This is a genomic window from Pseudomonas sp. NPDC089547 (assembly GCF_050280665.1).
GTDB lineage: Bacteria > Pseudomonadota > Gammaproteobacteria > Pseudomonadales > Pseudomonadaceae > Aquipseudomonas.
The window spans coordinates 1-21,223 of sequence record NZ_JBNNVS010000050.1 but is presented as its reverse complement, the minus strand read 5'-3'; the positions used below and the strand labels follow the sequence as shown (position 1 = coordinate 21,223).

Below are 21,223 nucleotides of genomic sequence, written 5' to 3'. Positions count from 1 at the left end.
GGCCAGGAGTGTCAGCATTGCGCGAACTAGACGTCAAGGATCGGGAAATTCTCGAGATACTTTCCAAGGAAGCACGTGTCGCGCTCAAGGCACTTGCAGCAAGAATCGGCCTGTCCAGAAGTGCCACCAGCGAGCGGATATTGCACCTTGAGCGCAGCGGGGTAATTCGTGGATACCGTGCGGATATTGGTGAGATCGATGCCAATGTCATACGGGCGATCATCCTGGTATCACTCAAGCGTACCCCGGCGCTCGGGCTGCTGGACCTGTTGGCGCAGAACGCCCAGGTGAAAAGGGTTTCGTCGGTCAGCGGGCAACTGGACCTGGTGATCGAGGTTGAAGCGCGGACAATTGATGATTTGAACCGGGTACGTGATGGGGTGGCGTGCCATGATTCGGTGGACGACATCACTACGGCAGTGGTGTTGCGGCGTGATATTGACCGGCAGAAAGCCTGACTGAATTCGCATGGCACCGGCTTAAGCATGATACCGGCCCGTGTAGGAGCGGCCTTGTGTCGCGATCGGGCTGCAGAGCAGCCCCGGCAATATTCGCATTGACGCTGAAATCCTGGGGCCGCTTTGCGGCCCTATCGCGACACAAGGCCGCTCCTACACGGGCCAGTGATACGGTGATTATTTCAGTGCCGCAGTAAAGCTGTCCTTCAGTACATCAAGCAGGAAGTCGGCATTGGCGCGGCTGAAGATCATCGAAGGGCGCATTTTCAACACGTTGTCATGCGGGCCTTCGGTACCGATCAACACGCCCCGCTCCCTGGCGCCATCCGCCACCTGCCTGGCCAAGGCCGTGGCCGAGGCCTTCGATTTGCGGTCGGTGACCAGCACGATACCGAGGAACAGGCCCAGCCCGCGCACATCACCAATCACCTCGAACTGCTGCTGAAGCCTACGGAAACCTTCAAGCAGGTAGTTACCGACCGCCAAGGCATTTTCCTTCAACTGATCGCGCTCGATGGCATCGAGTACCGCCAGGCCCACCGCGCACGACACCGGGTTGCCGGCAAAGGTGTTGAAGTACTCCATGCCGTTGTTGAACGCATCGGCAACCTCACGCGTGGTCACCACCGCCGACATCGGGTGGCCGTTGCCGATCGGCTTGCCCATGGTGACCGCATCCGGCACCACGCCTTGCGTCTCGAACGCCCACCAATGGCTACCCACACGGCCAAACCCGACCTGCACCTCATCGGCCAGGCAAAGCCCGCCCTCGGCACGCACCATGGCGTACACCTCCTTAAGGTAGTGCTCGGGCAGGAACACCTGCCCCGCCACGCTGGGGATCGACTCTGCGAGGAAGTACCCAGGGCGCTTGCCGGCCTTGCGCATGGCCTGCAGCTGCTCGGCCACCGATTCGGCAAAGCGCTTGCCGTGCTCCTCCAATGGCCAGTGCTCGGGGGCGTAGTAGCTTTCCGGGACCACGGCCTCGTAAACGTGCGCCGCCCTGCCCTTGCCGGCTTTGCGCTTGTACTTGTAGGGGCTCAGGTCGATCAGCTCTTGCGTGGTGCCGTGGTAGGCCCAGTCCAGTACGATTGCCTGGTCACTGCCGGTGTAGTTGCGCGCCATGCGCAACATCAGGCTGTTGGCTTCGCTGCCCGAACAGCCGAACGAGGCTACGCAAAGGCCCTCGGGCAGCGTGCCGGTCAGCCGCTCGGCGTACTCGACGATGTTGTCGTGCAGGTAGCGGGTGTTGGTGTTGAGCATTGCCGCCTGGCGGGTCAGGGCTTCGACCACGTCGGGGTGGCCATGGCCCAGGTGGCAGACGTTGTTGAAGCAGTCCAGGTAGGCCCGCCCGAAGTTATCGATCAGCCACACGCCATCACCGCGCACGAACTTGATCGGGTCGGAGTAGGAAATGGACAGGTTCGGTAGCAGCAGCTCCTTGCGCCTGGCAATGATCTGCGCCTTGGTCATGCCCTGCTGCTGGTAGGTTTCCGGTGGGATACCGGCCAGGGCCGAGGCATCCGGGAACAGGTCCGCCCACACTTCGCGGTACTCGGGCTCACCCACGCCAATCACTTCGCTGGCGGCCAGCCGGGTATCGGTAGTCATCTGCAGGTGCAGGTGTGGAATCCAGCCACCGTTTTCGTGGTCTGCGCCCATGTAGCCGACCAGGTCGCCGGCTTCGAGGTGGTCACCCACCCGCAGGCGGCCGAGTGCCTCGTGGGCCATGTGCCCCCACAGGGTCAGGAATGGCGGGCAACCTGGCGGGGCGTGCTCGATCATCACCAGGCCACCGTAACCCAGCGGGTCGGGTTCTACCTCGACGCTTTTCACGGTACCCGCGACCGGTGCGTACAACGGCGTGCCTGCTGGCATTACCAGGTCGACCCCCACATGCAGCGTACGCCGCTGCCCCTTGATGAAACGCGATTCAAAGGCGCTGTCGGTGTAGATGGTGCGCAACTCGCCCCATGGCCCGATGGCCAACGGCACGTTGTGCGCGGCGGAGAACGCGTCCCACCAGCGGGTCGCATCGGCCGGGCGCTGCTGGGCCGAGGCAATGGTCATTTCGTGGCTGGCGTCGCCAAACGGCGCGATCACTTTGTTCAGGATGGCTGCGGACGGGCGCACCAGGTCGGCAAAGGTTTTCTGGTTGGCGGCAATCCAGCGGCGGATATCCCCGGCACCCTCGATGGCGTCGAAACCACAGGCCTTGCGCAAAATGCCGGTAGCCAGCCGCGGGTTCATCGAGTCCAGTTGCTCCAGCAGGCGCCAGGCAGGCGCCTCACTGATTGCCAGGTAGGGGTTGTCGTCGGTCTGCGCCTGCCGGGATGCGGAGAACGTGACGCTGATGACCAGGCGCATGGCGATCAGGTCGAACAGCACATCAAGCTCTTGCGCCTGCAGCGGGTATTTTTCATGGAAACCGGCAACCAGCGCGGCCGCCGCGCCGATCGGGTCGTCCATGTCGAGGATGGCGTACGCACTGGCAATTGCCACTTCGGCAATCAGCACGGTGTGCACGGCATCGCCGAAGTCGATGAAGCCTGTCACATTGGTGGTGGTTTCGGCATCGACCAGGATGTTCCAGTCGTTGGCATCGTTGTGGATCACCTGTGCCCGAAGCGAGGCCAGCCTGGGCTGTACCGTCTGTTCGAAGCGGGTGATAAAGCGCTCGGCAATGGCCCGGCGTTCGGCGCTGTTGATGAAGTGCAGCCGCGAACGCGAGCGCGCCGCATGGCGCAGGTCCCAGTCCAGTTCACGCACGGCGCCCGGGTGCATGAAACCCTGCAGGGCACGGTCCAGCTCACCCAGCGCCCGGCCGAAGTTGCCCATCAATGCCATGCTGCGCCTGGCCTCTGCCAGCGGAGTGCCCGGCAACCAGCTGACCAGGCGCACGGCGTGGTTTTCACCGCAGGCAGCGGCCACCGACGGCAAAAAGTCGCCAGCCACACTGGCCCGCAAGTGCGGCACGCCCAGGTGGGCGCCATGCACTGCCAGGTGACCGAGCAGCGCGGTTTGGAACTCGCTTTCTACCCTGGGCTCACTGGCATTGACGATTTTCAGGATCCAGCCTGCATCCACGCCGGTCTGCAAGCGGTAGTTGCGGTCACGCTCTCCGTCCAGGGGCGTTGCCGTGCCGGTGACATTGAACAAGTCTTTTGCAAGGCCCTCGGCATCACTTGCCGAGAACCGAGGTGCCGGGTGGGAAAGGTCTGTCATATCATCACGTTCCGAGCGAGCAAATTGTTTTTTCAATAGCTTGTCATGCACTGCCGAAACCGACACCCTGCATACGGTCGGGATCAACAGGCATTATGCCGGTTCAGGCCGGCATAAAGACGGCGAGCTCATTAGGTGGTGCAATGCGTGACCTGGACGCAAAAGATCGTGAGATTCTTGAAGTACTTTCGAAGGACGCGCGCATTGCGCTGAAGGCGTTAGCCGGCCGCATCGGCCTGTCCAGAAGCGCCACCACCGAGCGCGTAGCCAGCCTTGAACGCAGCGGGATCATTCGCGGTTACCGCGCCGATATTGGCGAAATAGACGCCAACGTGATCCGCGCGATCTTGCTGGTGACGTTGCAGCGCACGCCGGCCATGGGGCTGCTTGACCAACTGGCAACGGATGCACGCGTGCGGCGGGTTTCGTCGGTGAGCGGGCAACTCGACCTGGTAGTTGAAGTGGAGACCCGCACCATCGACGACCTCAATCAGGTGCGCGACAACGTGGCACGCCATGAGTCGGTGGATGACATCACTACCTCGGTGGTCTTGCGCCGCGACATCGACCGCCAGGGTGCATAACTACCTGCAGGCACCGCGTCGCCTTGTTCGCGGGCGCGCCCGCTCCCACAGGTACTGTACTGGCTTCGAGTTGACACCATACCCTGTGGGAGCGGCTTTAGCCGCGAACACCGGCATAGCCGGTGCCATACCGCAGATGATTCAACCTTCCCGAATATGCCGCTCCCGGCGCTCCTGCCGCTCTTTCGCTTCGATGCACAACGTCGCCGTCGGGCGCAGCAGCAACCGCTTCAGCCCGATGGGTTCGCCGGTATCCTTGCACCACCCGTACTCACCGCGGGCAATGCGCTCCAGTGCTTCATCGATCTTGTCCAGCAGCTTCTTCTCCCGCTCCAGCAGGCGCAGCTGCCATTGCCGATGCTCCTCGACCGTGCCCAAGTCCGAAGGGTCGCTGCTGGGCTCGAAGGTGCGCATGAGCTCGAACTCACTGGAAATCCGTGCTTGCAACTCGGTACGTTGCAAAAGCAGCAGGTCGCGGAAAAAGCCCAGCTGTGAGGCATCCATGTAGGCCGCTTCCGGCATGCAGAGCAGTTCCTGTTCAGTCATTGCAGTCATCTCGCGTTGTCACCGCTGTGCATGGAACGCCAGTGGCAGACCCTGGCAGTGCTCGTGCAGCCTGTGCTCATGCCAGGCCAACTGCCCGGACACAATCGTGGTCACCACGCGGTGGCGCAGCCGATGGTGCTGGAAAGGCGTCCACTGGCAGTGGGCAAGCACCGGGTCCAGGCTGACCGGCCTTGGCACGTCAAGGCGTTCGATCAGGGCCAGGTCCGCCCAATAGCCTTCGCGTATGTAACCACGCTCCTGAATCGCGAACAGTTCGGCCACCGCATGGCTGGTTTTATGCACCAGCTGGGTGATCGGCAGCACGCCCTGCTCGACCAGTTCGAACAGCGCCGGCAGCGCATGCTGCACCAGTGGCAGGCCGGAAGGTGCCGAGGCATAAGGGCGCTTTTTTTCTTCCAGGGTATGCGGGGCATGATCGGTGCCGATTACATCGATGCGATCGTCCAGCAGTGCCAGGCGTAACGCGTCGCGGTCGGCGCGGGCCTTGATCGCCGGGTTGCATTTGATGAGGTTGCCAAGGCTTGCATAGTCGCGGTCATCGAACAGCAAGTGGTGCGCGCACACCTCAGCGGTGATCAGCTTGTTGGCCAGTGCACCTGGCTCAAACAGTTGCAGCTCCCTGGCGGTAGTCAGGTGCAGCACATGCAGGCGGGTACCGAAGCGGTTTGCCAGCTCGACGGCCAGGCTGGACGAGCGCCAGCAGGCGTTGGCGTCGCGGATGAGCGGGTGCATGGCCGGAGGGATGAAATCACCAAACTGTTCACGGTAGCGAGCTTCGTTGGCGAGGATGGAGGGCGTGTACTCGCAGTGCGCCAGCAATACCGTCGGCACACATGAAAAAAGCCGCTCGAGTACCTTGGGGTCGTCGACCAGCATGTCCCCGGTAGAGGCGCCCATGAATACCTTTACCCCGGCAATCTGCCGCGGGTCCAGCCGGGCGATGGTCTCGAGGTTGTCGTTGCTGACGCCGAAGTGAAAGCCGTAATTGGCAACCGATGACGCGGCGGCGCGGGCCTTCTTGTCGTCAAGGGCTGCCAGGGTCAAGGTCGCCGGGTTGGTATTGGGCATGTCCATGAAGCTGGTGATGCCACCAGCGACCGCGGCCCGTGACTCACTGGCCATGCTGCCCTTGTGCGCGGCCCCGGGTTCGCGAAAGTGCACCTGGTCGTCGATCATTCCGGGCACCAGCCACCGCCCTAGGGCATCGATTTCAACGGGGGCATTCATGCCCTCGATGCTGCTGGCGACTTTCTCGATTCGCCCATGGGCAACCAGGACATCGGCCTCGAACACCTGGCCTTCATTCACCAGGCGGGCATTCCTGACAAGGATAGCGCTCATGGGCGAGCCTCCCCAAGGCTACTGCTCAGCACCTGCTTGCGCTTGAGAAACATGATCCGAAACCTGTGTTGATAATGTTATGTTATAACACGCTATCGTACTTGGCATGACCTTGCCACTCATCCTCTTGAACCTCAGGTAAGCCCCATGAGCGCAACCGCCGCCTCCCCCACTCACGCTGAACCCTACGCCGATACCGAACTGGCCTGCCTGGCAGGGGCCAAGGCCGCGCTCTACCGCTGGGCGGCAACGGTGGCCACGCGTGACGTTGATCAGGTGCTGGCGCTGTATGCGCCAGACGCCATCCTGGTCCCCACCCTGTCCAACCAGGTACGGGACTGCGACGACAGCCGCCGCAACTACTTCGACAATTTCCTGGCCAATGACGGCCTGGTATGTGACATCCAGGTGTTCAAGAAGCGGGTCAGTCGCAAGCTCGGCACTGTGGTGGTGGGTGGGCTCTACACGTTCGTCTATCGCGACCAAGGTGTGCAGCGCGTGGTGCCGGCGCGGTTTTTGTTCACCTTTGAGCGGATTGATGATCAGTGGCTGATCACCGGGCATCACTCGTCGATCGAGGCATGAACCCAGAGTTGTTGCAAATCAATCGCAACTTCGTTTATTTTGTTACTGTATAACATTAACCAAGGAGCTCGAAATGAAACCCGGCATTCACCCCGACTACCGCCCCGTCCTGTTTCACGACGTGGCTGCCAATGCCTTCTGGCTGATTGGTTCGACCATCGATACCGACAAGACCCATGTGCACAGCGATGGCGTCAGCTACCCCTATGTCACACTCGACGTGTCCAGCGCTTCGCACCCGGTCTACACCGGCCAGGAGCGTAAAGCCAAGGCCGAAGGCCGGGTGGCTGGCTTCAACAAGCGGTTCGCGGGTTTTACCGCGAAGTAGGATCGGGCCGCTTCCGGTAAGGGAAGCGGCTTTGGCACTAGCATGCGCGCGTTTCAGGCTGCCCAGGTTTCCTGCAGATGGCGCCACAAGGGGCGCCCGCCTTCATCACTGAACACAGCAGTCGAGACCCGCGTCTTCGCGGGTTGACCGGGCAAATGGTGCGTCTCGCGGTAGCGAACCACCGCCCCCTCTGGCCATTGCGCGATGGTTTCCAGCCCGCAGAGCTCAATGCTCAAACCTGGCTGAGCGCCTGCGCGTTGCGCAAAAAGCGAGGCGACATCGTCAAGGCTTAGCTGGGCGCCGCCAGGGGTGACCATCGTGAAGTCGCGATGAAAACGCCCCAGCATGGCTGCCACCGTGCCCTGCGCGCCGCCAAACAGCGCCTCGATCAGTACATGCAGATCAACGACTTCTTTCAGATACCGGTTCATGCGTTTCCTTTGTTTTGAGATAAGAACCAATGCGCAGCCAGGCCAGGGCTGCCAGGCAGGATGCCTGCACGCCCCCCGCCAACAGGAATGTGCCTTGGTAAGCTTGCCGGGCCCCGAATTGCGCAGACAGCAAGCCGAACACCAGGCTGGCCGCCGTTACGCCCAGGCAGAAGCTCAACTGCCGGTTCAAGGCCCAGAGGGTACTGCCCTGGCCGAGTGCTTCAGGGGCCAGGGAAGAAAACGCAGCGCTTTGCGCGACACTGGTACACAGGCTACCGCCAACGCCCAGCAACGCGTAGGCAAGCATCAGCCAAGGTACGCCCGCACCCAGCGCGAGCAACGCATAACCCGCTACTTGCAGCGCCAGCCCCGACAGCAGCAAGGCACTAGGGCCGAACAAGCGGTAGCACCAAGTTGTGCAGGCTATCGCCAGCGCTGCGCCCAAGGTCCATGGCACCATCAGGCCACCCGCAGCCCCCGCGCTCCAGCCAAGCTCGGCCTGAAGGTAAAGCATGGCCAGCAGATTCACCCCGATGAACAGCCCAGGTACCGCCAGATACAACATCAGCGCTGCGGCGAAAACGGGCTGGCGCGCCACCGAAAAATCCAGCAGTGGCGCAGCGCTGCGTCGTGAATGAACCCAGTAACCGCCGAGCAAGATGGCAGCCAGTACGGCACACCCCATGGCCATTGCGCCCTGGCCATTACCGGCCTCGGTCATACCGAGCAAGCCACTGCTCACACCCGCCCCAACCAGCAACAGGCCTCTGCCATCAAAGGGTTCATTGCGCGCCGCTAGCGGTGCATGTGGTAACCAGCAAGCGCCCAGCAGCAAGGCCAGCAGCGCCATGGGCAGGCTGGCGGCCAGCACCCACTGCCAGGCCATCTGTTGCGACAACCACCCGCCTACCAACGGTGATACGGCCGGCGCCAGCAAGCCTGTGGCCATGATCGCCATGGTCACCTTTGGCCGCTCATCGGCCGAGTACTGGCGGTAGACCAACGCCTGCCCTGCGGGAATGAACAGGCCAGCGGCCAAGCCCTGCAACCCGCGCAAAGGCAAGAGCGTGAGCATCTGTGCGGCCCAGCCGGTCAGCAGTGTCGCGCCTGCGAACAGGGCCAGCGAGCCGAGCAGCAGCGGGCGCTCACCCAAGCGTTCAGCCAACCAGCGACTGGGCAACATCCCCAGCATCAGCCCCAGCAGATAGGCTGTGCTCACCCAGGCCAGGGTAGCGACATCGGCGTGCAGGGCTTCACCGATTTCTGGCGAGACCACGGCCGTGATGAAGGTATTGATCAGGTCTACGAAGAACCCGAGCAGGTAAAAAAGGGTAATGCGACGGCGTTTGTTGAGTAAGGCCACAGTGAACTCCATTCTGCGAGCCCGACTGTAAGCCTGTAACAGCAGCGGCATAAGTGCTGTAATGTCAGCCACACTGTTAACTGTTTTTTGACAATGATGCTCGACCTCAATCGTGTTGCCAGCTTTGTCGCTGTTGCAGACAGCGGCAGCTTTACCAAGGCGGCCCACTTGCTGGGGCTGTCCAAGGCCCGTATCAGCTTCAATGTGCGGCGCCTGGAAGCCGAGCTGGGCGCCAGCCTGCTGGCGCGCAATACCCGGCACACCGTGCTGACCGATTGCGGTGAACGTTTTTTGCACGAGGCGCGGCTGTTGCTTGATCAGGCGCAGCGGGCGACAGCCAGCGTGCAACCGTCACCTGCGGAGCTTGCCGGGCGCTTGCGCATCACCAGCACGTCTGCCTTCGCACTCCAGGCGGTACTGCCGGTGTTGGCCGACATGGCAGAGGCGCATCCCGGGCTGGCCATCGAACATGTCGCCTCATCGCACCTCTGTGACCTGGTTGCCGAGCGTTTTGATGTGGCCATCCGGCTGGGCGAACTGCCTGATTCCGATTACAAGGCCGCCAGGATCGGCGACTACGCCTTGCAACTGGTTGCCAGCCCAGGGTATCTGCTACGCCACCCGGTTGGCTCGGCAGAAGCACTGGCCCAGGTGGACTGGCTGGCCCATTCGCACCTGAGCAATGCCCCTTGGCGTTTTTTCAATGCACCCGCCACCCCTGAAATCGACCGCTTCGAGCGCCCGTCCAGGTTACAGGCAGACAGCGCCGAAGCATTGCTGGCCATGGCCTTGCGCGGGCTGGGTGTTGCGCTGCTGCCCGGCTGGCTGGTCGCTGACACCCTCGCCAAGGGTGAGCTCGTCAGTGTGATTGACCCTGGCCAGTTCGCACGGCAACCCATCCATGCGCTGTACCGCAACAGCATGTACGTGCCGGCGGCGGTACGGGTTTTCATCGACCAGCTGACGCAGCGATGGGCCACCCAGGAAAGCCAGTACTGACAGCAAGATCGGCTTGTCGGCCCAACTTACGCGTTGCGCAGCACTGCCAGTATTTCGCCCACTACCTGCCGGGTTGCCTGGTCGACAGTGCCTTCATTGCGGCACAGCACCCAGCCCTGCTCGGCGACCGCTCGCTCGAACGCGTCGGTGCTGGCAACCTGTTCGTCCAGCGTGTGGATCACCGTACTGCCCAGCCCACGATTGCGCGCCGCGGCCCTTGCCCATGAGGTTTCAGGGGCAGTGACAACGCCAACATGCAAATCGGGCACTTGCACGCCGCGCTCAAGGTTCAGTTGCAGGATCTGCGCAAACGGCACGGTACGGCGAAACGCCGCGTCAGAGGGGTACCAGCGATCGATCAGGATGATGCTGTCAGCGGGCTGCCTGGGCAGTACCGTACGGGAAATCCAGGCGCGGCTCTCGGCAAAACGCTCGCAAACCTGATATTCCAGCTGCTGGCATGGGCTTCGGGCGAGCCTGTTGACCAGTACCATGGTTTCGCCGCGGTAGGGGTCGTTGTTTCTCTCGCACAGGCGCACCACCTTGCACCCTTCCAGTCTCAGGGCTTGCGTCACAGCCTCCAGCAGTGTGGTCTTGCCGGTACCTTTGGGGCCATCGATGGCAACAAACAGCGGGCGGTTCATCGTTCAATACCAATAAGCGCAGGCGCGGGATGAGAGCACTGATCATGCCCTGCGTTCAAGCGCTTCTCGAAAGGAGTACACCTGTACTCCAGCGGCGAAAGGCGGCACCTGCCGCCTCCGCGCCTGGGTCGACCCCTCAGATCTGCGCCTGGCCACCATCCACGAACAGCTCGGCACCGTTGACGAAGCTGGCATCATCGCTGGCCAGGAACACCGCCGCGTTGGCGATTTCTACCGGTTCCCCTACCCGGCCCAGCGGCACTTGCGCGGCCAGGTAGTCGAGCAGGCCCTGCTGTTGCTCCGCATCCGGGCCTGCGAGGTCGACCAGGCCAGGCGTACGGGTTGCTCCGGGGCTGAGGGTATTGACCCGAACCCCGCGGTCCTTGAGGTCCAGAATCCAGCTGCGGGCCAGGGCGCGTACGGCGGCCTTGGAAGCGGAGTACACACTGAACGCCGCGGTGCCAGAGCTGCCTGCCGTAGAGCCGGTCAGGATGACCGAAGCGTTGCGCGCCAACAGTGGCAGTGCCTTTTGCACGGTGAACAGCACGCCTTTCACATTACGATCAAAGGTATCGTCATAGTGCGCTTCGGTAATGTCGCCCAGCGGCAACATCGACCCGCCGCCAGCGTTGGCAAACAGTACGTCCAGGCGCCCATGCTGCTGTTCAATGCGGGCATACAGTTGGTCCAGCTGGTCCAGGCGAGTGGAGTCGACCGCAACCCCGGTAGCGTTGCCAACCAGCGCCACTGCCTTGTCCAGCTCCGCCTGGCGGCGGCCGGTGATGTAAACGTGTGCGCCTTCTTCGGCAAAGCGTTTGGCGGTGGCCAGGCCGATGCCGGTGGTGCCGCCAGTGACCAGTGCAATCTTGCCTTCGAGTTTCTTGCTCATGGTGTTTCTCCCGTCAGGTTGGTGAGTTGCTGTGGGGAGAAGCGTATCGACTTGCTATTAGTTTCAAAATAGAATCATTTGAAACTCATCATTGCAGAATTGAAATGGCAAGAATTCCGGATTTCGAAGGGTTGGCGATGTTTGCCAAGGTGGCTGAAGAAGGCTCCTACGCAGCGGCATCACGTGCCATGGGGGTGTCAGTGCCTACGGTTTCACGCGCAGTCGCCCGCCTGGAAGAACGCCTGGGTGGGCGCTTGTTCAACCGCACCTCGCGCCAGCTGTCGCTAACGGAGTTCGGCCAGCGCATGGTCGAACAGGCCAGCGCGCTGTATCGCCAGGCCGAGGAAATGGAAAGCGAGGCGCTGGAGCTGTCGCTACAGCCGCGCGGACTGGTGCGCCTGGCGGTACCCATGTCATTCGGCCTGCGCTGGGTGGCGCCATTGCTGCCCGAACTGCTGGCGCGTTACCCAGGGCTGGAGCTGGACCTGCATTTGTCCGACTCGACGGTTGACCTTGTGGCCGACGGTTTTGATGCCGCCCTGCGGATTGCCGCACTGCCCGACTCTTCACTGGTGGCGCGGCGTATCTGCGCGGTGACCCAGTATTTGCTGGCGGCACCGGGGTATCTTGCCGAGCATGGCCGCCCTGAGCATCCGCGCGATCTGGCCGAGCATGCCTGCATGAGCTACGCCTACCGCGCCCGCAGCCAGGTGTGGCGCTTTACCCACCACGATGGCACGGAACAGGATGTGACACCGCGTGGGCCGCTCCGGGTCACCAACTCCGATGCCCTGGTGGCGCCGTTGCTGGCAGGTTTGGCGATTGCCGAGCTCCCGGAGTTCATTGCCGCTGAATACCTGGCTGATGGCCGCCTGGAACGGCTTCTGCCCGAATGGAGCATGACCCAGGGCGGGTTGTTTTTTGTCACGCCCTCGGCGCGCAGCCGGCCGCGTAAGGTGCAGGCATTGGCCGATTTTTTTGTCGAGCGTTTGTCCAAGCCCGCCTGGGGTCGTCACTAGGCATTTTTTCTTTGGGCCTGCCAGCCCACTTGCCTGAGCGCAGTCAGCAAGCGCTCCCCGGTCAGGCCCGGCACCTCGCGCCCATCCTCAGTCTGCATCGGGCACCCCGCCAGGATCGCATTGACAATTGCCTCTTCCACCGCCTCGGCTGCCGCGGCGAACAGCGGCGAAATATGGTCGTTGTTGACCATCGCCACCTGCGCCGTCACGGGCAAGTCGCGACGGTTGTAATCGGCAGGTGCAAGCCCCGTATTACCCGTCGAAAACGCCAGGAAGATATCGCCACTGGAGTCATCGGTGCCGCCCCCCGTGCGGGCAATCCCCAGCGCCGCCCGTTGCGCCAGGCGCTGGCACTGGTGCGGCAGCAATGGGGCATCAGTGGCCAGCACCACCACGATCGAGCCCATGCCCGGGGTGTCCTGCTGGTCGAATGGCGAAGGCAGGTCATGCAACACCCTGCCGACCGGGTAACCATCCACCCGCAGGTCCCGGCGCTGCCCATGGTTGGCCTGGACAAAAGCACCCACCGTCCAGCCACCCTGCCCGGCCGGCAATACCCGCGATGCAGTCCCGATACCGCCCTTGAACTCATGGCAAATCATCCCGGTCCCCCCGCCAGCCGCACCCTCTACCACCGGGCCGCTGCGGGCTGCCCCCAGCGCCTGCTGCACCAGGTCGGCATTGACATGCTGGCCCCAGATATCGTTCAGCACCCCGTCATAGGTCTCCATCACCACGGGCATGCACCAGTACGTCGCGTGGTCCGCCAGGGTCGCATGCTCATGGGCAATCAGTGCGTCACGTACCACGCCGACGCTGTGCGTGTTGGTGGTGGCAATGGCCGTGGTCAGCAGGCCTGCTTCGCGAATCCACTCAAGGCCCGTGGCATCACCGTTGCCGTTCAGTACATGGCAGCCGGCAAAACAGGGCTGATAGCGCGCCGGGCCTTCCCGCGGCTCGATGATACTGACCCCGGTACGCACCGGTTTGCCGGCATGAGTGGTGTTCAGGGTGGCATGACCAACCCGCACACCGGGTACATCGGTAATGGCATTGTGCGGGCCTGGCTCGCCAAGGCCCAGGGTGATGCCTAAATCGCGTGCTCGCATCGTGTTTCTCGCTCAAAGTTTCTGGAAGGCTGGGCTCAACTTGCCATAGGTGCCGTACAGCAACACCGAGACAAGCAAGATACCAACGATGATGAAAATGTCCCGGGCTGACGCCGCAGCCAGCAGGGTCGTCAGCAGGTAACCGGCACCGGTCACGGCCACCAGTGCCGGCAGCGGCCACAGCGGCATGCGGTACGGGTGCTCACGGTCACGCCGCAGCACCCGGCTGAACAGTGCGCACAAACCCACCACCAGGTACACGCAGAGAATCAGCAGTACCGTGAACGAGGTCAGCTCGGCCAGGTTGGAACTGAACGTAAGGCCCGCAGATGGCACAGCCAGGAACAGCGTGGCCAGCCAAGGCGACTCCCACTTGGCGTGGGTCCGGGTAAAGGCACGGTTCAAGGTCGGCATCCACAACGCGTCGCGCCCGCTGCTGTAGATCACACGCCCACTCTGGATCACCAGCGCGATGATGGCGTTGAACACCGAAAGGAAGATCCCGGCACTGACCAGGCGCGACAAGGTTTCGTTGCCATGTGCCGTCAACAGGTAGCCGATCGGATCAGGGCTGGCCAGCATCGCTTGCAGCGAGGGCGCACCGATCAAAAGCGCTACCAGCGGGACCACTTCGATGGCCACCACCAGCACCAGTGACCACAGCACCGCCTTGGGGATACCGCGGCCGCCGCACTTCATGTCCTCGGCCAGCAGCACGGCGCCGCCATAGCCGTTGAACGAGAACAGCGCGGTGCCGATCGCGCCAACCACCAGTGCCCAGGGCGCTGCGTGCAGCATGCCGTTGTCGAGTACCAACGGGCTGACCAGGCTGCTGACCGGCTGCTGGGCATGGCCGAAACCCAGCACCACAATCACCATCAATGCCGTCACTTCAAGCAGCAGGCAGATGCCGGTAACCCAAGCGTTCAGCTTGATGTTGAGGATAGCCAGCAGGTAACCCAGCGTGACAATCACCAAGGCCACCGCCTGCCCGTCAAGGTCGGTACCCAGCGCCGCATTCAGGTAAGTGGCGGCCCCGGTGGCCAGGACCGGTGGAATGAACACCAACATCGCCAGCACGGTGAGGAAGGTGGCATAGCCTGCCATGCCGCCGAATACCCGCTTGGCAAACACGTACTCACCGCCAGCCGCGCTGTGCGCCCGGCCCAGCTCGGCGTAGCAAAGCGCAAACATCAGCGCCAGCATACCGCCCAGCATGAAGGCCCAGATGACCCCGGTGCCGGCCTGGGCGATGGCAAATGGCGCGATGACGAAAACCGAACTGGCGGGGGTTACCGAAGAAACGGTGATGGCGACTACATCAGCGACGCTCAGCGTCGGTTTGAGCGCTGGAGCGGGTGCACTACTGGACGTCATTTGTTCATCCTCACGTTATTGTTGGTGTCAGGAGGCAGAACCAGGAAGCGAAGCGTGGCGGGCTCGACGGCCCGCTTGATGGGGATGGAATCTATGCGGCGGTAACCGGCTGGGCAATTCCCACTAAGGGGTACCCCCGGTTGACAGCTGTGGCGAATCAGGCGCCAATGCCCCCGGGGCTGCTTTGCAGCCCATCGCCGGCAAGCCAGCGCCTACAGGGGCTGCGTGGTTGCTTGCATCGGCGCGGTCCTGTTTACCCCTTCCAAGGATGCTGTCGTGGACATTCTCTTTCATGAAGTTGCCAGCCACACCGCACTGGCCCGCGCAATCGAGCACATTGGCAGCCCGCGCTTCTGGCGCCAGCTGATCCTGGTGCTGCGCCATTGGGTGCCGTTCGACAACGCCTTGGCGATACACTTCCCGGCGCAGGGCGCACCGCTTGTGCTGGAGGAATACGACGCCGCCCCGGCGCCTGCCGCCGGTGAGTTGTACCTGGATGGTTTGTACTTGCTCGACCCGTTCTACCAGGCTGCTCGCGAAGGCCTGGCCAACGGTTGCTACCACCTCGAAGACGTGGCCCCGGACCATTTCTGGCAAACCGACTACTACCAGAACTACTTCCAGGACCATGTGCTGGTAGACGAAGTGCAGTTCCTGCTGCAGCTTCCCTCAGGTGTGCTGTCGCTGTCGCTGGGTATGCGCCGCACTTTTGACACAGCAGAGCTGGGCAAGCTGAACCTGGTCAGTGCCTGGGTGCTGGCCCTGCTCCAGCAGCACTGGGCACGCAGCGGCCAATCGCTGCCTGTACAACCCCCGGTTGGCGATGCCCTGGCCAGGTTCGGCCAGGGCCTGCTGTCCGAGCGGGAACTGGAAATTGCCCGGCTGATCCTGCGCGGCTACTCGTCAAAAGCCATGGCGCAAAGGCTGGGCATCTCACCGGAGACCATCAAGGTGCACCGGCGCCACCTGTACGCAAAACTGAACATCTCGTCGCACCCGGAGCTGTTTTCGATGTTCATCCGCGAACTGGGCTTTACCGAAGCGCGCAGTGACGCTTCCATGTAGTCACAAGGCGGGCAAGGCCTGCTAGTCTGACGGACGATGGCAGCCTGCTGGCAGCCTCTTATTCTTCTACAGGCGCGGCCAATGACCTCCGAAAACCCAGTAAACCTGACCAACTGCGACCGTGAGCCTATCCAGATTCCCGGCAGCATCCAGCCCCATGGCTGCCTGCTGGCCTGCGATGCATCGGCAACCGTGGTCTTGCGTCATTCGGTCAATGTCCCGCAAATACTTGGCGTAAGCGGCGAAATCAATGGCCAGAAACTGCAAGCGGTGCTCGGTGACGAGGTAGCCCATACCCTGCGCAACGCATTGGCCCGTACCCGGGAAGCCTCGCGGTCTGCGCTCAGCTTCGGCGTCAAGCTGCCCAGCGGCCAGGCCTTTGATATCGCCGCCCATCTGTTCAAAGGCACGGCTATCCTCGAATTCGAACCCGCCGGTGCCAGCATTGCCGAGCCCGTCGAGCTGGCCCGTACGCTGATCGCCCAGCTGCGTGAAATCGACCAGACCAGCAGGTTGTTTCGCGACGCCGCACGGTTCATACGTGCCGTGCTCGGTTATGACCGGGTGATGATCTACCAGTTGGGCGCGGACGGCGCCGGCAAGGTGGTCGCAGAGGCCAGGCGCAGCGACTTGGAAAGCTTCATGGGCCAGTATTTCCCTGCTTCCGACATCCCCCAGCAGGCCCGCGCGCTGTACCTGCGCAACCCGATCCGGGTCATCTCCGATGCCCAGTTCAAGACAGTGCCCATCGCCCCGGTGCTCGACCCCTCGGGCGAGCCACTTGACCTCTCCTACGCGCACCTGCGCAGCGTCTCGCCCATCCACTGCGAGTACCTGAGCAACATGGGTGTGGGCGCCTCGATGTCTATTTCGGTGATCGTCAACGGCGAGCTGTGGGGGATGATCGCCTGCCACCACTATGCGCCGCGCACGCTGGCCATGGGGCAACGGGTGGCAGCGGAAATGTTCGGTGAGTTCTTCTCGCTGCATATCGAGACCCTGCGCAGCCGGCAAAAGCTCGAAGCCGCAGTGCACGTGCACAAAGCGCTGGACAGCCTGCTGCGTGACGCCAACCAGGCTGCTGACATCGACGGGTTCTTCCATGCGCGCCTGCCTCGGCTGATGTCGCTGATCCCCTGCGACGGCATCGGCATGTCGCTGCAGGGCCGCTGGGCGACCGCCGGGCTGGCCCCACCCAAGTCAGCCGTGCCTGATCTGCTGCGCCTGGCCGACATGGTCAGCGACGGCCGCACCTGGGCGTCCAACCGCCTGTCGATGGTGCTGCCTGCAGCCCAGGCATACTTCACCGACGTGTCTGGCGTGCTGATCATTCCGATGTCGCAGCACCCCAGGGATTACCTGATCTTCTTCCGCAAGGAAGTGATCGAGACGCTCGACTGGGCCGGCGACCCGAACAAGACCTACGACAGCGGCGCGCTGGGCGACCGCCTGACACCGCGCAAGAGTTTCGCCCTCTGGAAAGAAACCGTTCACCAGCAGTCGCTGCCGTGGTCCGAGCAGGACCGCCAGTTCGGCGATGCCATTCGTACCGCCATTGTCGAAGTGGTGCTGTATAACAGCGAGCTGCTGGCCAGCGAGCGCTCCAAGGCCGAAGTGCGCCAGCGCATCCTCAATGAAGAGCTCAACCACCGGGTCAAGAACATCCTCTCGCTGATCGGCGCGCTGGTTGCCCACCCGACCTCCGAAAGCCAGACCCTGCACGATTACGTGGCCACGCTGAAGGGGCGCATCCAGGCGCTGTCATTGGCCCATGACCAGGTAGTGCGCGGCGATGGTGGCGGGCGCTTGGCCAAACTGCTGGAGGCCGAGCTTTCACCCTACCGCACCGCTGCCGGCGTGATCGAATTGCAAGGCCCGAACGTGGTGCTCGATGCCCGCGCCTATTCGGTCATGGCCCTGGTGCTGCATGAACTGGCAACCAATGCCGCAAAATACGGCGCGCTGTCGCGGGCCGGCGGCAAGCTCACCGTGGGCTGGAACATTGATGCAGCCGGTACCTGCGCCATCACTTGGGGTGAAGTCGGCGGGCCGACAGTGCGCCCGCCCAGCCGCCGTGGCTTTGGCTCGGTGCTGATCGACCGCAGCATCCCGTTCGACCTTGGTGGTAGCAGCGCGGTGGAGTATCACCCTGAAGGCCTGCAAGGTTTGTTCAGGATCCCGGCCAAACACCTTTCCGTAGCCGAAACAGCCGAGCCCGCCAGCGTTGTCGCGCCGATCGCCCGTGCAGAGGATGCCTTTGCCGCCCGTAGCGGTTTGTGTGTGCTGATACTGGAAGACCAGTTGGTGATCGCCGTTGGCCTGGAGCAGATTCTCAATGACGCGCAGATCAAGGACGTGATCACCGCCAGCTCCGAGGACGAAGCAATACGGCTGCTAGCGGAGCGTACACCGGACGCTGCGATACTGGATGTAAACCTGGGTACTGGCACTTCCATTTCGGTGGCTGATGAACTCGTACGGCGGAAGGTCCCGTTCCTGTTTGCCACTGGTTATGGCGACGGCATCAGTATCCCCGAGCACTTGCAGCATGTACCCGTAACGCGCAAGCCCTACGATGCCAATGCCATACTGGCCAGCCTGCAAGGCCTGTTGAAGACAGCTTCCTGATCTGTTCAACAACCAGGTGCTTGCGCAATCCCTGTGGGAGCGGCCGTGGCCGCGAACACCGGCAAAGCCGGTGCCATCCACCGTGTTGGATTGTTCGCGGGTGAACCCGCTCCCACAGGTACTAGGCAGGCCCCAGGCTGACGCGGTCCCTGTGGGAGCGGCCGTGGCCGCGAACACCGGCGCAGCCGGTGCCATGTACCGTGTTGGATTCTTCGCGGGCTTGCCCGCTCCCACAGGGACTGCACTGGCTCAAGTGCCTTGGCTGTAGCTCGCCAAGGCGCTCTCCAGGGCCGCCAGAAACACCTTCACCCGTGTCGGAACGTACCGGCGGGTCGGCATCACCGCCCAGACGGCCAACTGCTCCATCTGTGCATCCTGCAGCGCAATTTCCACCAGCGCGCCATCACGGATCTGCTGAAACACATCCCAGTAGGCCAGCATGGCGATGCCCAACCCTTGAACAGCTGCCGACCTGACAGCATCAACGCTACTGGTACTCACCCGGGCAGGCAGGCGCCGATACTGCAGCGCCCCGTCGACCACGAACGGCCAACGCGGCACAGCCTGCAACATGATGCAGGCATGCTGTTCCAACGCCTCCAGCGTACCGGGCTGGCCATGGCGCTGCAGGTAGGCCGGCGAAGCACACAGTACCCGAGGGTTGGGGGCAAGCTTGCGCGCCACCAGCTCCGAGTCGGCCAGGGGTGCCACGCGCAAAGCCAAGTCCATGCCCTGCCCGACCAGGTCCACCACCTTGTCCGACACATCCAGGTCTATCCGCAACTCCGGGTGCTGCGCCAGCAATGCCGGCAGCAGTCCTACCACGATGCCCTGGCCAAATACGCTGGGCGCGGTGATGCGCAAAAGGCCCTTGACGCTGCCCGAGGATGGACGCAGCTCACCCATCACGTTGTCCTCGGCCTCCGTCATGGTCCTGGCGTACGGCAGCAGCGCTTCGCCTTCGGCGGTCAGCGACACGGCGCGGGTGGTGCGATGGAACAAGCGCACGCCCAGTTCCTCTTCCAGCGAGGCGAGCCTGCGTGACACCTGCATCGGCGAAATGTCGAGCTGGCGGCCTGCCGCCGACAGGGTACCCGCGGCAACAACGGCAAGAAACACGCGCAGGTCTGCAACGAGCATGGCTTTATCCTTTTTGGTTAAACCGGCTTCTCTCTTGGCCAGCTTGGTCCGAAGCAAGCACAGCCGTAGCCTTGATGGAACCAAGCTACTGAGCCCGCCATTGCTGGCCCGAGAGGAAATCCGATGACGCATTGCACAGCACGCACTTTAACTCAAACAGATATTGCCGGCCGCACATTGCGCAATCGCCTGGCGGTGGCACCCATGACCCGTGTCAGCGCCACCGCGGCAGGCGACGCCACCGTGGCAATGGCCGACTACTACGAGCGCTTCGCCAAGGGCGGTTTCGGCCTGATGATCAGCGAAGGCCTGTATACCGACCAGGCCTACTCGCAGGGTTACCTGAACCAGCCGGGCATGGCGAGTGAGCAGCAGGCGCGTACCTGGCAAACGCTTGTCCAGCGGATCCAGGCACACAGAGGCCTGGTGTTTGCCCAGCTGATGCACGCCGGCGCACTAAGCCAGGGCAATCGTTTCAGGCCAGGGACCATTGCACCCTCGGCGGTAAGACCTAAAGGCGAGCAGATGCGCTTCTATCACGGCGATGGGCGCTATGCCGAGCCCAAGGCCATGAGCGATGAAGAGATCGCCGATGTCATCAGTGGCTTCGCCAGTGCCGCGCAACGGGCCGTGTGCGTGGCAGGTTTCGACGGTATCGAGATCCACGGCGCCAATGGCTACCTGCTGGACCAGTTCCTCACCGACTACAGCAATCAGCGCACCGACCGTTGGGGCGGCAGCAGCGACCGTCGCGCGCAACTGACGCTGGAGGTGATCAAGGCGGTTCGCGCCAGTGTCGGGGATGTGCCGCTGGGTGTGCGGATATCCCAAGGCAAGGTGAACGACTTCGAACACAAATGGGCGGGGGGTGAACAAGACTCGGAGGTGATCTTCGGCTCGCTGCAGGCAGCCGGTGTCGACTTCATCCATGTCACCGAACATCAAGCCTGGCAGCCTGCGTTTGTGGGTAATACCGCCAGCCTGGTGAAACTCGCACGCCGCTATGCGCCTGGTACGCTGCTGATTGCCAATGGTGGCCTGGATGACCCGCAGCGTGCAGTAACCGCTCTGGACGAGGGCGCCGATATCATTGCGCTTGGCAAGGCCGCGCTGGCCAACCCCGACTACCCGCAACGGCTCGCCACCCAGCAGCCACAGGCAGCATTCGACCCGGCGATTCTCGGCCCGGTTGCCAATATCAAGGATGTTGAGCTCGCCCGCTGAGGGGGGACGCGATGGATGGCACCGGCTTTGCCGGTGTTCGCGGCTGAAGCCGATCCCACAGGGCTCGCGAACCTCTCGAGCCCTGCGTGGTACCTGTAGGAGCGGCCTTGCGTCGCGATGGGGCGCGCAGCGGCCCCGGGATCTCAGCTTCGCAGCAGAAATTGCAGGGGGCCGCTGCGCAGCCCATCGCGACACAAGGCCGCTCCTACAGGGACGGGGCCCCCCAAATCGGGGGGGGGGGGGGCGC

The 21,223-nt window shown here is 62.9% G+C and carries 19 protein-coding genes; 9 read left to right on the top strand and 10 right to left on the bottom strand.

The features are described 5' to 3' along the window. The first annotated feature begins 17 nt into the window (after positions 1-17). The gene (locus tag ACQKPZ_RS24100) at positions 18-458 is read left to right on the top strand and encodes an Lrp/AsnC family transcriptional regulator (protein ID WP_427543014.1); all 441 of its coding nucleotides are present in this window, start codon (positions 18-20) and stop codon (positions 456-458) included. Between the two features lie 177 nt (positions 459-635). Here the strand turns inward: ACQKPZ_RS24100 and ACQKPZ_RS24095 are convergent, their stop codons facing one another. Then, positions 636-3,683: an aminotransferase class III-fold pyridoxal phosphate-dependent enzyme gene (locus tag ACQKPZ_RS24095; protein WP_427543011.1), complete on the bottom strand. Its 3,048-nt coding sequence runs from the start codon at positions 3,681-3,683 to the stop codon at positions 636-638. A 143-nt stretch (positions 3,684-3,826) separates the two neighbouring features. On the opposite strand from ACQKPZ_RS24095, the gene ACQKPZ_RS24090 reads away from it, so the two are divergent. Then, positions 3,827-4,267, top strand: a complete 441-nt coding sequence (locus ACQKPZ_RS24090; RefSeq protein WP_391126100.1) for an Lrp/AsnC family transcriptional regulator — start codon at positions 3,827-3,829, stop codon at positions 4,265-4,267. 141 nt (positions 4,268-4,408) lie between these two features. On the opposite strand, the gene dksA is transcribed toward ACQKPZ_RS24090, so the two are convergent. Together dksA and ACQKPZ_RS24080 are read right to left on the bottom strand one after the other, a co-directional pair. Then, positions 4,409-4,813 carry an RNA polymerase-binding protein DksA gene (gene dksA, locus ACQKPZ_RS24085; RefSeq protein WP_427543008.1) on the bottom strand — a complete coding sequence of 135 codons (405 nt, stop codon included), beginning with the start codon at positions 4,811-4,813 and terminating at the stop codon, positions 4,409-4,411. 18 nt (positions 4,814-4,831) lie between these two features. Then, positions 4,832-6,175 carry a dihydroorotase gene (locus tag ACQKPZ_RS24080; protein ID WP_427543005.1) on the bottom strand — a complete coding sequence of 448 codons (1,344 nt, stop codon included), beginning with the start codon at positions 6,173-6,175 and terminating at the stop codon, positions 4,832-4,834. 147 nt (positions 6,176-6,322) lie between these two features. Between ACQKPZ_RS24080 and ACQKPZ_RS24075 the strand changes: the two genes are divergently transcribed. Both ACQKPZ_RS24075 and ACQKPZ_RS24070 read left to right on the top strand, forming a co-directional pair. After that, positions 6,323-6,760 carry a DUF4440 domain-containing protein gene (locus tag ACQKPZ_RS24075; protein WP_427543002.1) on the top strand — a complete coding sequence of 146 codons (438 nt, stop codon included), beginning with the start codon at positions 6,323-6,325 and terminating at the stop codon, positions 6,758-6,760. A gap of 73 nt (positions 6,761-6,833) precedes the next feature. Beyond that, positions 6,834-7,088, top strand: coding sequence for a type B 50S ribosomal protein L31 (locus ACQKPZ_RS24070; RefSeq protein WP_427542999.1), 255 nt, complete (start codon positions 6,834-6,836; stop codon positions 7,086-7,088). A 53-nt stretch (positions 7,089-7,141) separates the two neighbouring features. Here ACQKPZ_RS24070 and ACQKPZ_RS24065 read toward each other — a convergent pair whose 3' ends face one another. Beyond that, positions 7,142-7,519, bottom strand: a complete 378-nt coding sequence (locus tag ACQKPZ_RS24065) for a DUF4440 domain-containing protein (RefSeq protein WP_427542997.1) — start codon at positions 7,517-7,519, stop codon at positions 7,142-7,144. After that, the gene (locus ACQKPZ_RS24060; RefSeq protein WP_427542994.1) at positions 7,491-8,882 is read right to left on the bottom strand and encodes an MFS transporter; all 1,392 of its coding nucleotides are present in this window, start codon (positions 8,880-8,882) and stop codon (positions 7,491-7,493) included. The genes ACQKPZ_RS24065 and ACQKPZ_RS24060 overlap by 29 nt, the downstream gene beginning before the upstream one ends. Before the next feature lie 96 nt (positions 8,883-8,978). Between ACQKPZ_RS24060 and ACQKPZ_RS24055 the strand changes: the two genes are divergently transcribed. Further along, on the top strand, positions 8,979-9,881 hold the full coding sequence (locus ACQKPZ_RS24055) for a LysR substrate-binding domain-containing protein (RefSeq protein WP_427542991.1): 903 nt from the start codon (positions 8,979-8,981) through the stop codon (positions 9,879-9,881). A 26-nt stretch (positions 9,882-9,907) separates the two neighbouring features. Here the strand turns inward: ACQKPZ_RS24055 and ACQKPZ_RS24050 are convergent, their stop codons facing one another. Together ACQKPZ_RS24050 and ACQKPZ_RS24045 are read right to left on the bottom strand one after the other, a co-directional pair. Then, positions 9,908-10,525, bottom strand: coding sequence for a dTMP kinase (locus ACQKPZ_RS24050; protein ID WP_427542988.1), 618 nt, complete (start codon positions 10,523-10,525; stop codon positions 9,908-9,910). A gap of 136 nt (positions 10,526-10,661) precedes the next feature. Continuing rightward, complete coding sequence (locus ACQKPZ_RS24045) at positions 10,662-11,414, bottom strand: SDR family NAD(P)-dependent oxidoreductase (RefSeq protein ID WP_427542985.1); 753 nt, start codon at positions 11,412-11,414, stop codon at positions 10,662-10,664. 104 nt (positions 11,415-11,518) lie between these two features. Here ACQKPZ_RS24045 and ACQKPZ_RS24040 point away from each other — a divergent pair, with 104 nt between their 5' ends. After that, on the top strand, positions 11,519-12,433 hold the full coding sequence (locus ACQKPZ_RS24040) for a LysR family transcriptional regulator (protein ID WP_427542982.1): 915 nt from the start codon (positions 11,519-11,521) through the stop codon (positions 12,431-12,433). On the opposite strand, the gene ACQKPZ_RS24035 is transcribed toward ACQKPZ_RS24040, so the two are convergent. Further along, positions 12,430-13,542 (bottom strand): P1 family peptidase, encoded by a 1,113-nt coding sequence (locus ACQKPZ_RS24035; RefSeq protein ID WP_427542979.1) that lies wholly within the window; start codon positions 13,540-13,542, stop codon positions 12,430-12,432. The two genes, ACQKPZ_RS24040 and ACQKPZ_RS24035, sit on opposite strands and share 4 nt — an antisense overlap. Before the next feature lie 12 nt (positions 13,543-13,554). Continuing rightward, positions 13,555-14,919, bottom strand: a complete 1,365-nt coding sequence (locus tag ACQKPZ_RS24030) for an APC family permease (RefSeq protein ID WP_427542976.1) — start codon at positions 14,917-14,919, stop codon at positions 13,555-13,557. A gap of 276 nt (positions 14,920-15,195) precedes the next feature. On the opposite strand from ACQKPZ_RS24030, the gene ACQKPZ_RS24025 reads away from it, so the two are divergent. Together ACQKPZ_RS24025 and ACQKPZ_RS24020 are read left to right on the top strand one after the other, a co-directional pair. Beyond that, positions 15,196-15,984: a response regulator transcription factor gene (locus tag ACQKPZ_RS24025; RefSeq protein WP_427542973.1), complete on the top strand. Its 789-nt coding sequence runs from the start codon at positions 15,196-15,198 to the stop codon at positions 15,982-15,984. Positions 15,985-16,065: 81 nt separating this feature from the next. Beyond that, the gene (locus ACQKPZ_RS24020) at positions 16,066-18,612 is read left to right on the top strand and encodes an HWE histidine kinase domain-containing protein (RefSeq protein WP_427542970.1); all 2,547 of its coding nucleotides are present in this window, start codon (positions 16,066-16,068) and stop codon (positions 18,610-18,612) included. Positions 18,613-18,861: 249 nt separating this feature from the next. Here ACQKPZ_RS24020 and ACQKPZ_RS24015 read toward each other — a convergent pair whose 3' ends face one another. Next, positions 18,862-19,752 (bottom strand): LysR family transcriptional regulator, encoded by an 891-nt coding sequence (locus ACQKPZ_RS24015; RefSeq protein ID WP_427542967.1) that lies wholly within the window; start codon positions 19,750-19,752, stop codon positions 18,862-18,864. Positions 19,753-19,875: 123 nt separating this feature from the next. On the opposite strand from ACQKPZ_RS24015, the gene ACQKPZ_RS24010 reads away from it, so the two are divergent. Continuing rightward, positions 19,876-20,976 carry an NADH:flavin oxidoreductase gene (locus ACQKPZ_RS24010; RefSeq protein WP_427542964.1) on the top strand — a complete coding sequence of 367 codons (1,101 nt, stop codon included), beginning with the start codon at positions 19,876-19,878 and terminating at the stop codon, positions 20,974-20,976. Positions 20,977-21,223 lie beyond the last annotated feature (247 nt).

Bases quoted from the DNA above. Each gene is read 5' to 3' on its own strand.
- ACQKPZ_RS24095 (WP_427543011.1), bottom strand. From the start codon at position 3,683: ATGACAGACCTTTCCCACCCGGCACCTCGGTTCTCGGCAAGTGATGCC.
- ACQKPZ_RS24090 (WP_391126100.1), top strand. From the start codon at position 3,827: ATGCGTGACCTGGACGCAAAAGATCGTGAGATTCTTGAAGTACTTTCG.
- dksA (WP_427543008.1), bottom strand. From the start codon at position 4,813: ATGACTGAACAGGAACTGCTCTGCATGCCGGAAGCGGCCTACATGGAT.
- ACQKPZ_RS24080 (WP_427543005.1), bottom strand. From the start codon at position 6,175: ATGAGCGCTATCCTTGTCAGGAATGCCCGCCTGGTGAATGAAGGCCAG.
- ACQKPZ_RS24075 (WP_427543002.1), top strand. From the start codon at position 6,323: ATGAGCGCAACCGCCGCCTCCCCCACTCACGCTGAACCCTACGCCGAT.
- ACQKPZ_RS24070 (WP_427542999.1), top strand. From the start codon at position 6,834: ATGAAACCCGGCATTCACCCCGACTACCGCCCCGTCCTGTTTCACGAC.
- ACQKPZ_RS24065 (WP_427542997.1), bottom strand. From the start codon at position 7,519: ATGAACCGGTATCTGAAAGAAGTCGTTGATCTGCATGTACTGATCGAG.
- ACQKPZ_RS24055 (WP_427542991.1), top strand. From the start codon at position 8,979: ATGCTCGACCTCAATCGTGTTGCCAGCTTTGTCGCTGTTGCAGACAGC.
- ACQKPZ_RS24050 (WP_427542988.1), bottom strand. From the start codon at position 10,525: ATGAACCGCCCGCTGTTTGTTGCCATCGATGGCCCCAAAGGTACCGGC.
- ACQKPZ_RS24045 (WP_427542985.1), bottom strand. From the start codon at position 11,414: ATGAGCAAGAAACTCGAAGGCAAGATTGCACTGGTCACTGGCGGCACC.
- ACQKPZ_RS24040 (WP_427542982.1), top strand. From the start codon at position 11,519: ATGGCAAGAATTCCGGATTTCGAAGGGTTGGCGATGTTTGCCAAGGTG.
- ACQKPZ_RS24035 (WP_427542979.1), bottom strand. From the start codon at position 13,542: ATGCGAGCACGCGATTTAGGCATCACCCTGGGCCTTGGCGAGCCAGGC.
- ACQKPZ_RS24030 (WP_427542976.1), bottom strand. From the start codon at position 14,919: ATGACGTCCAGTAGTGCACCCGCTCCAGCGCTCAAACCGACGCTGAGC.
- ACQKPZ_RS24020 (WP_427542970.1), top strand. From the start codon at position 16,066: ATGACCTCCGAAAACCCAGTAAACCTGACCAACTGCGACCGTGAGCCT.
- ACQKPZ_RS24015 (WP_427542967.1), bottom strand. From the start codon at position 19,752: ATGCTCGTTGCAGACCTGCGCGTGTTTCTTGCCGTTGTTGCCGCGGGT.
- ACQKPZ_RS24010 (WP_427542964.1), top strand. From the start codon at position 19,876: ATGACGCATTGCACAGCACGCACTTTAACTCAAACAGATATTGCCGGC.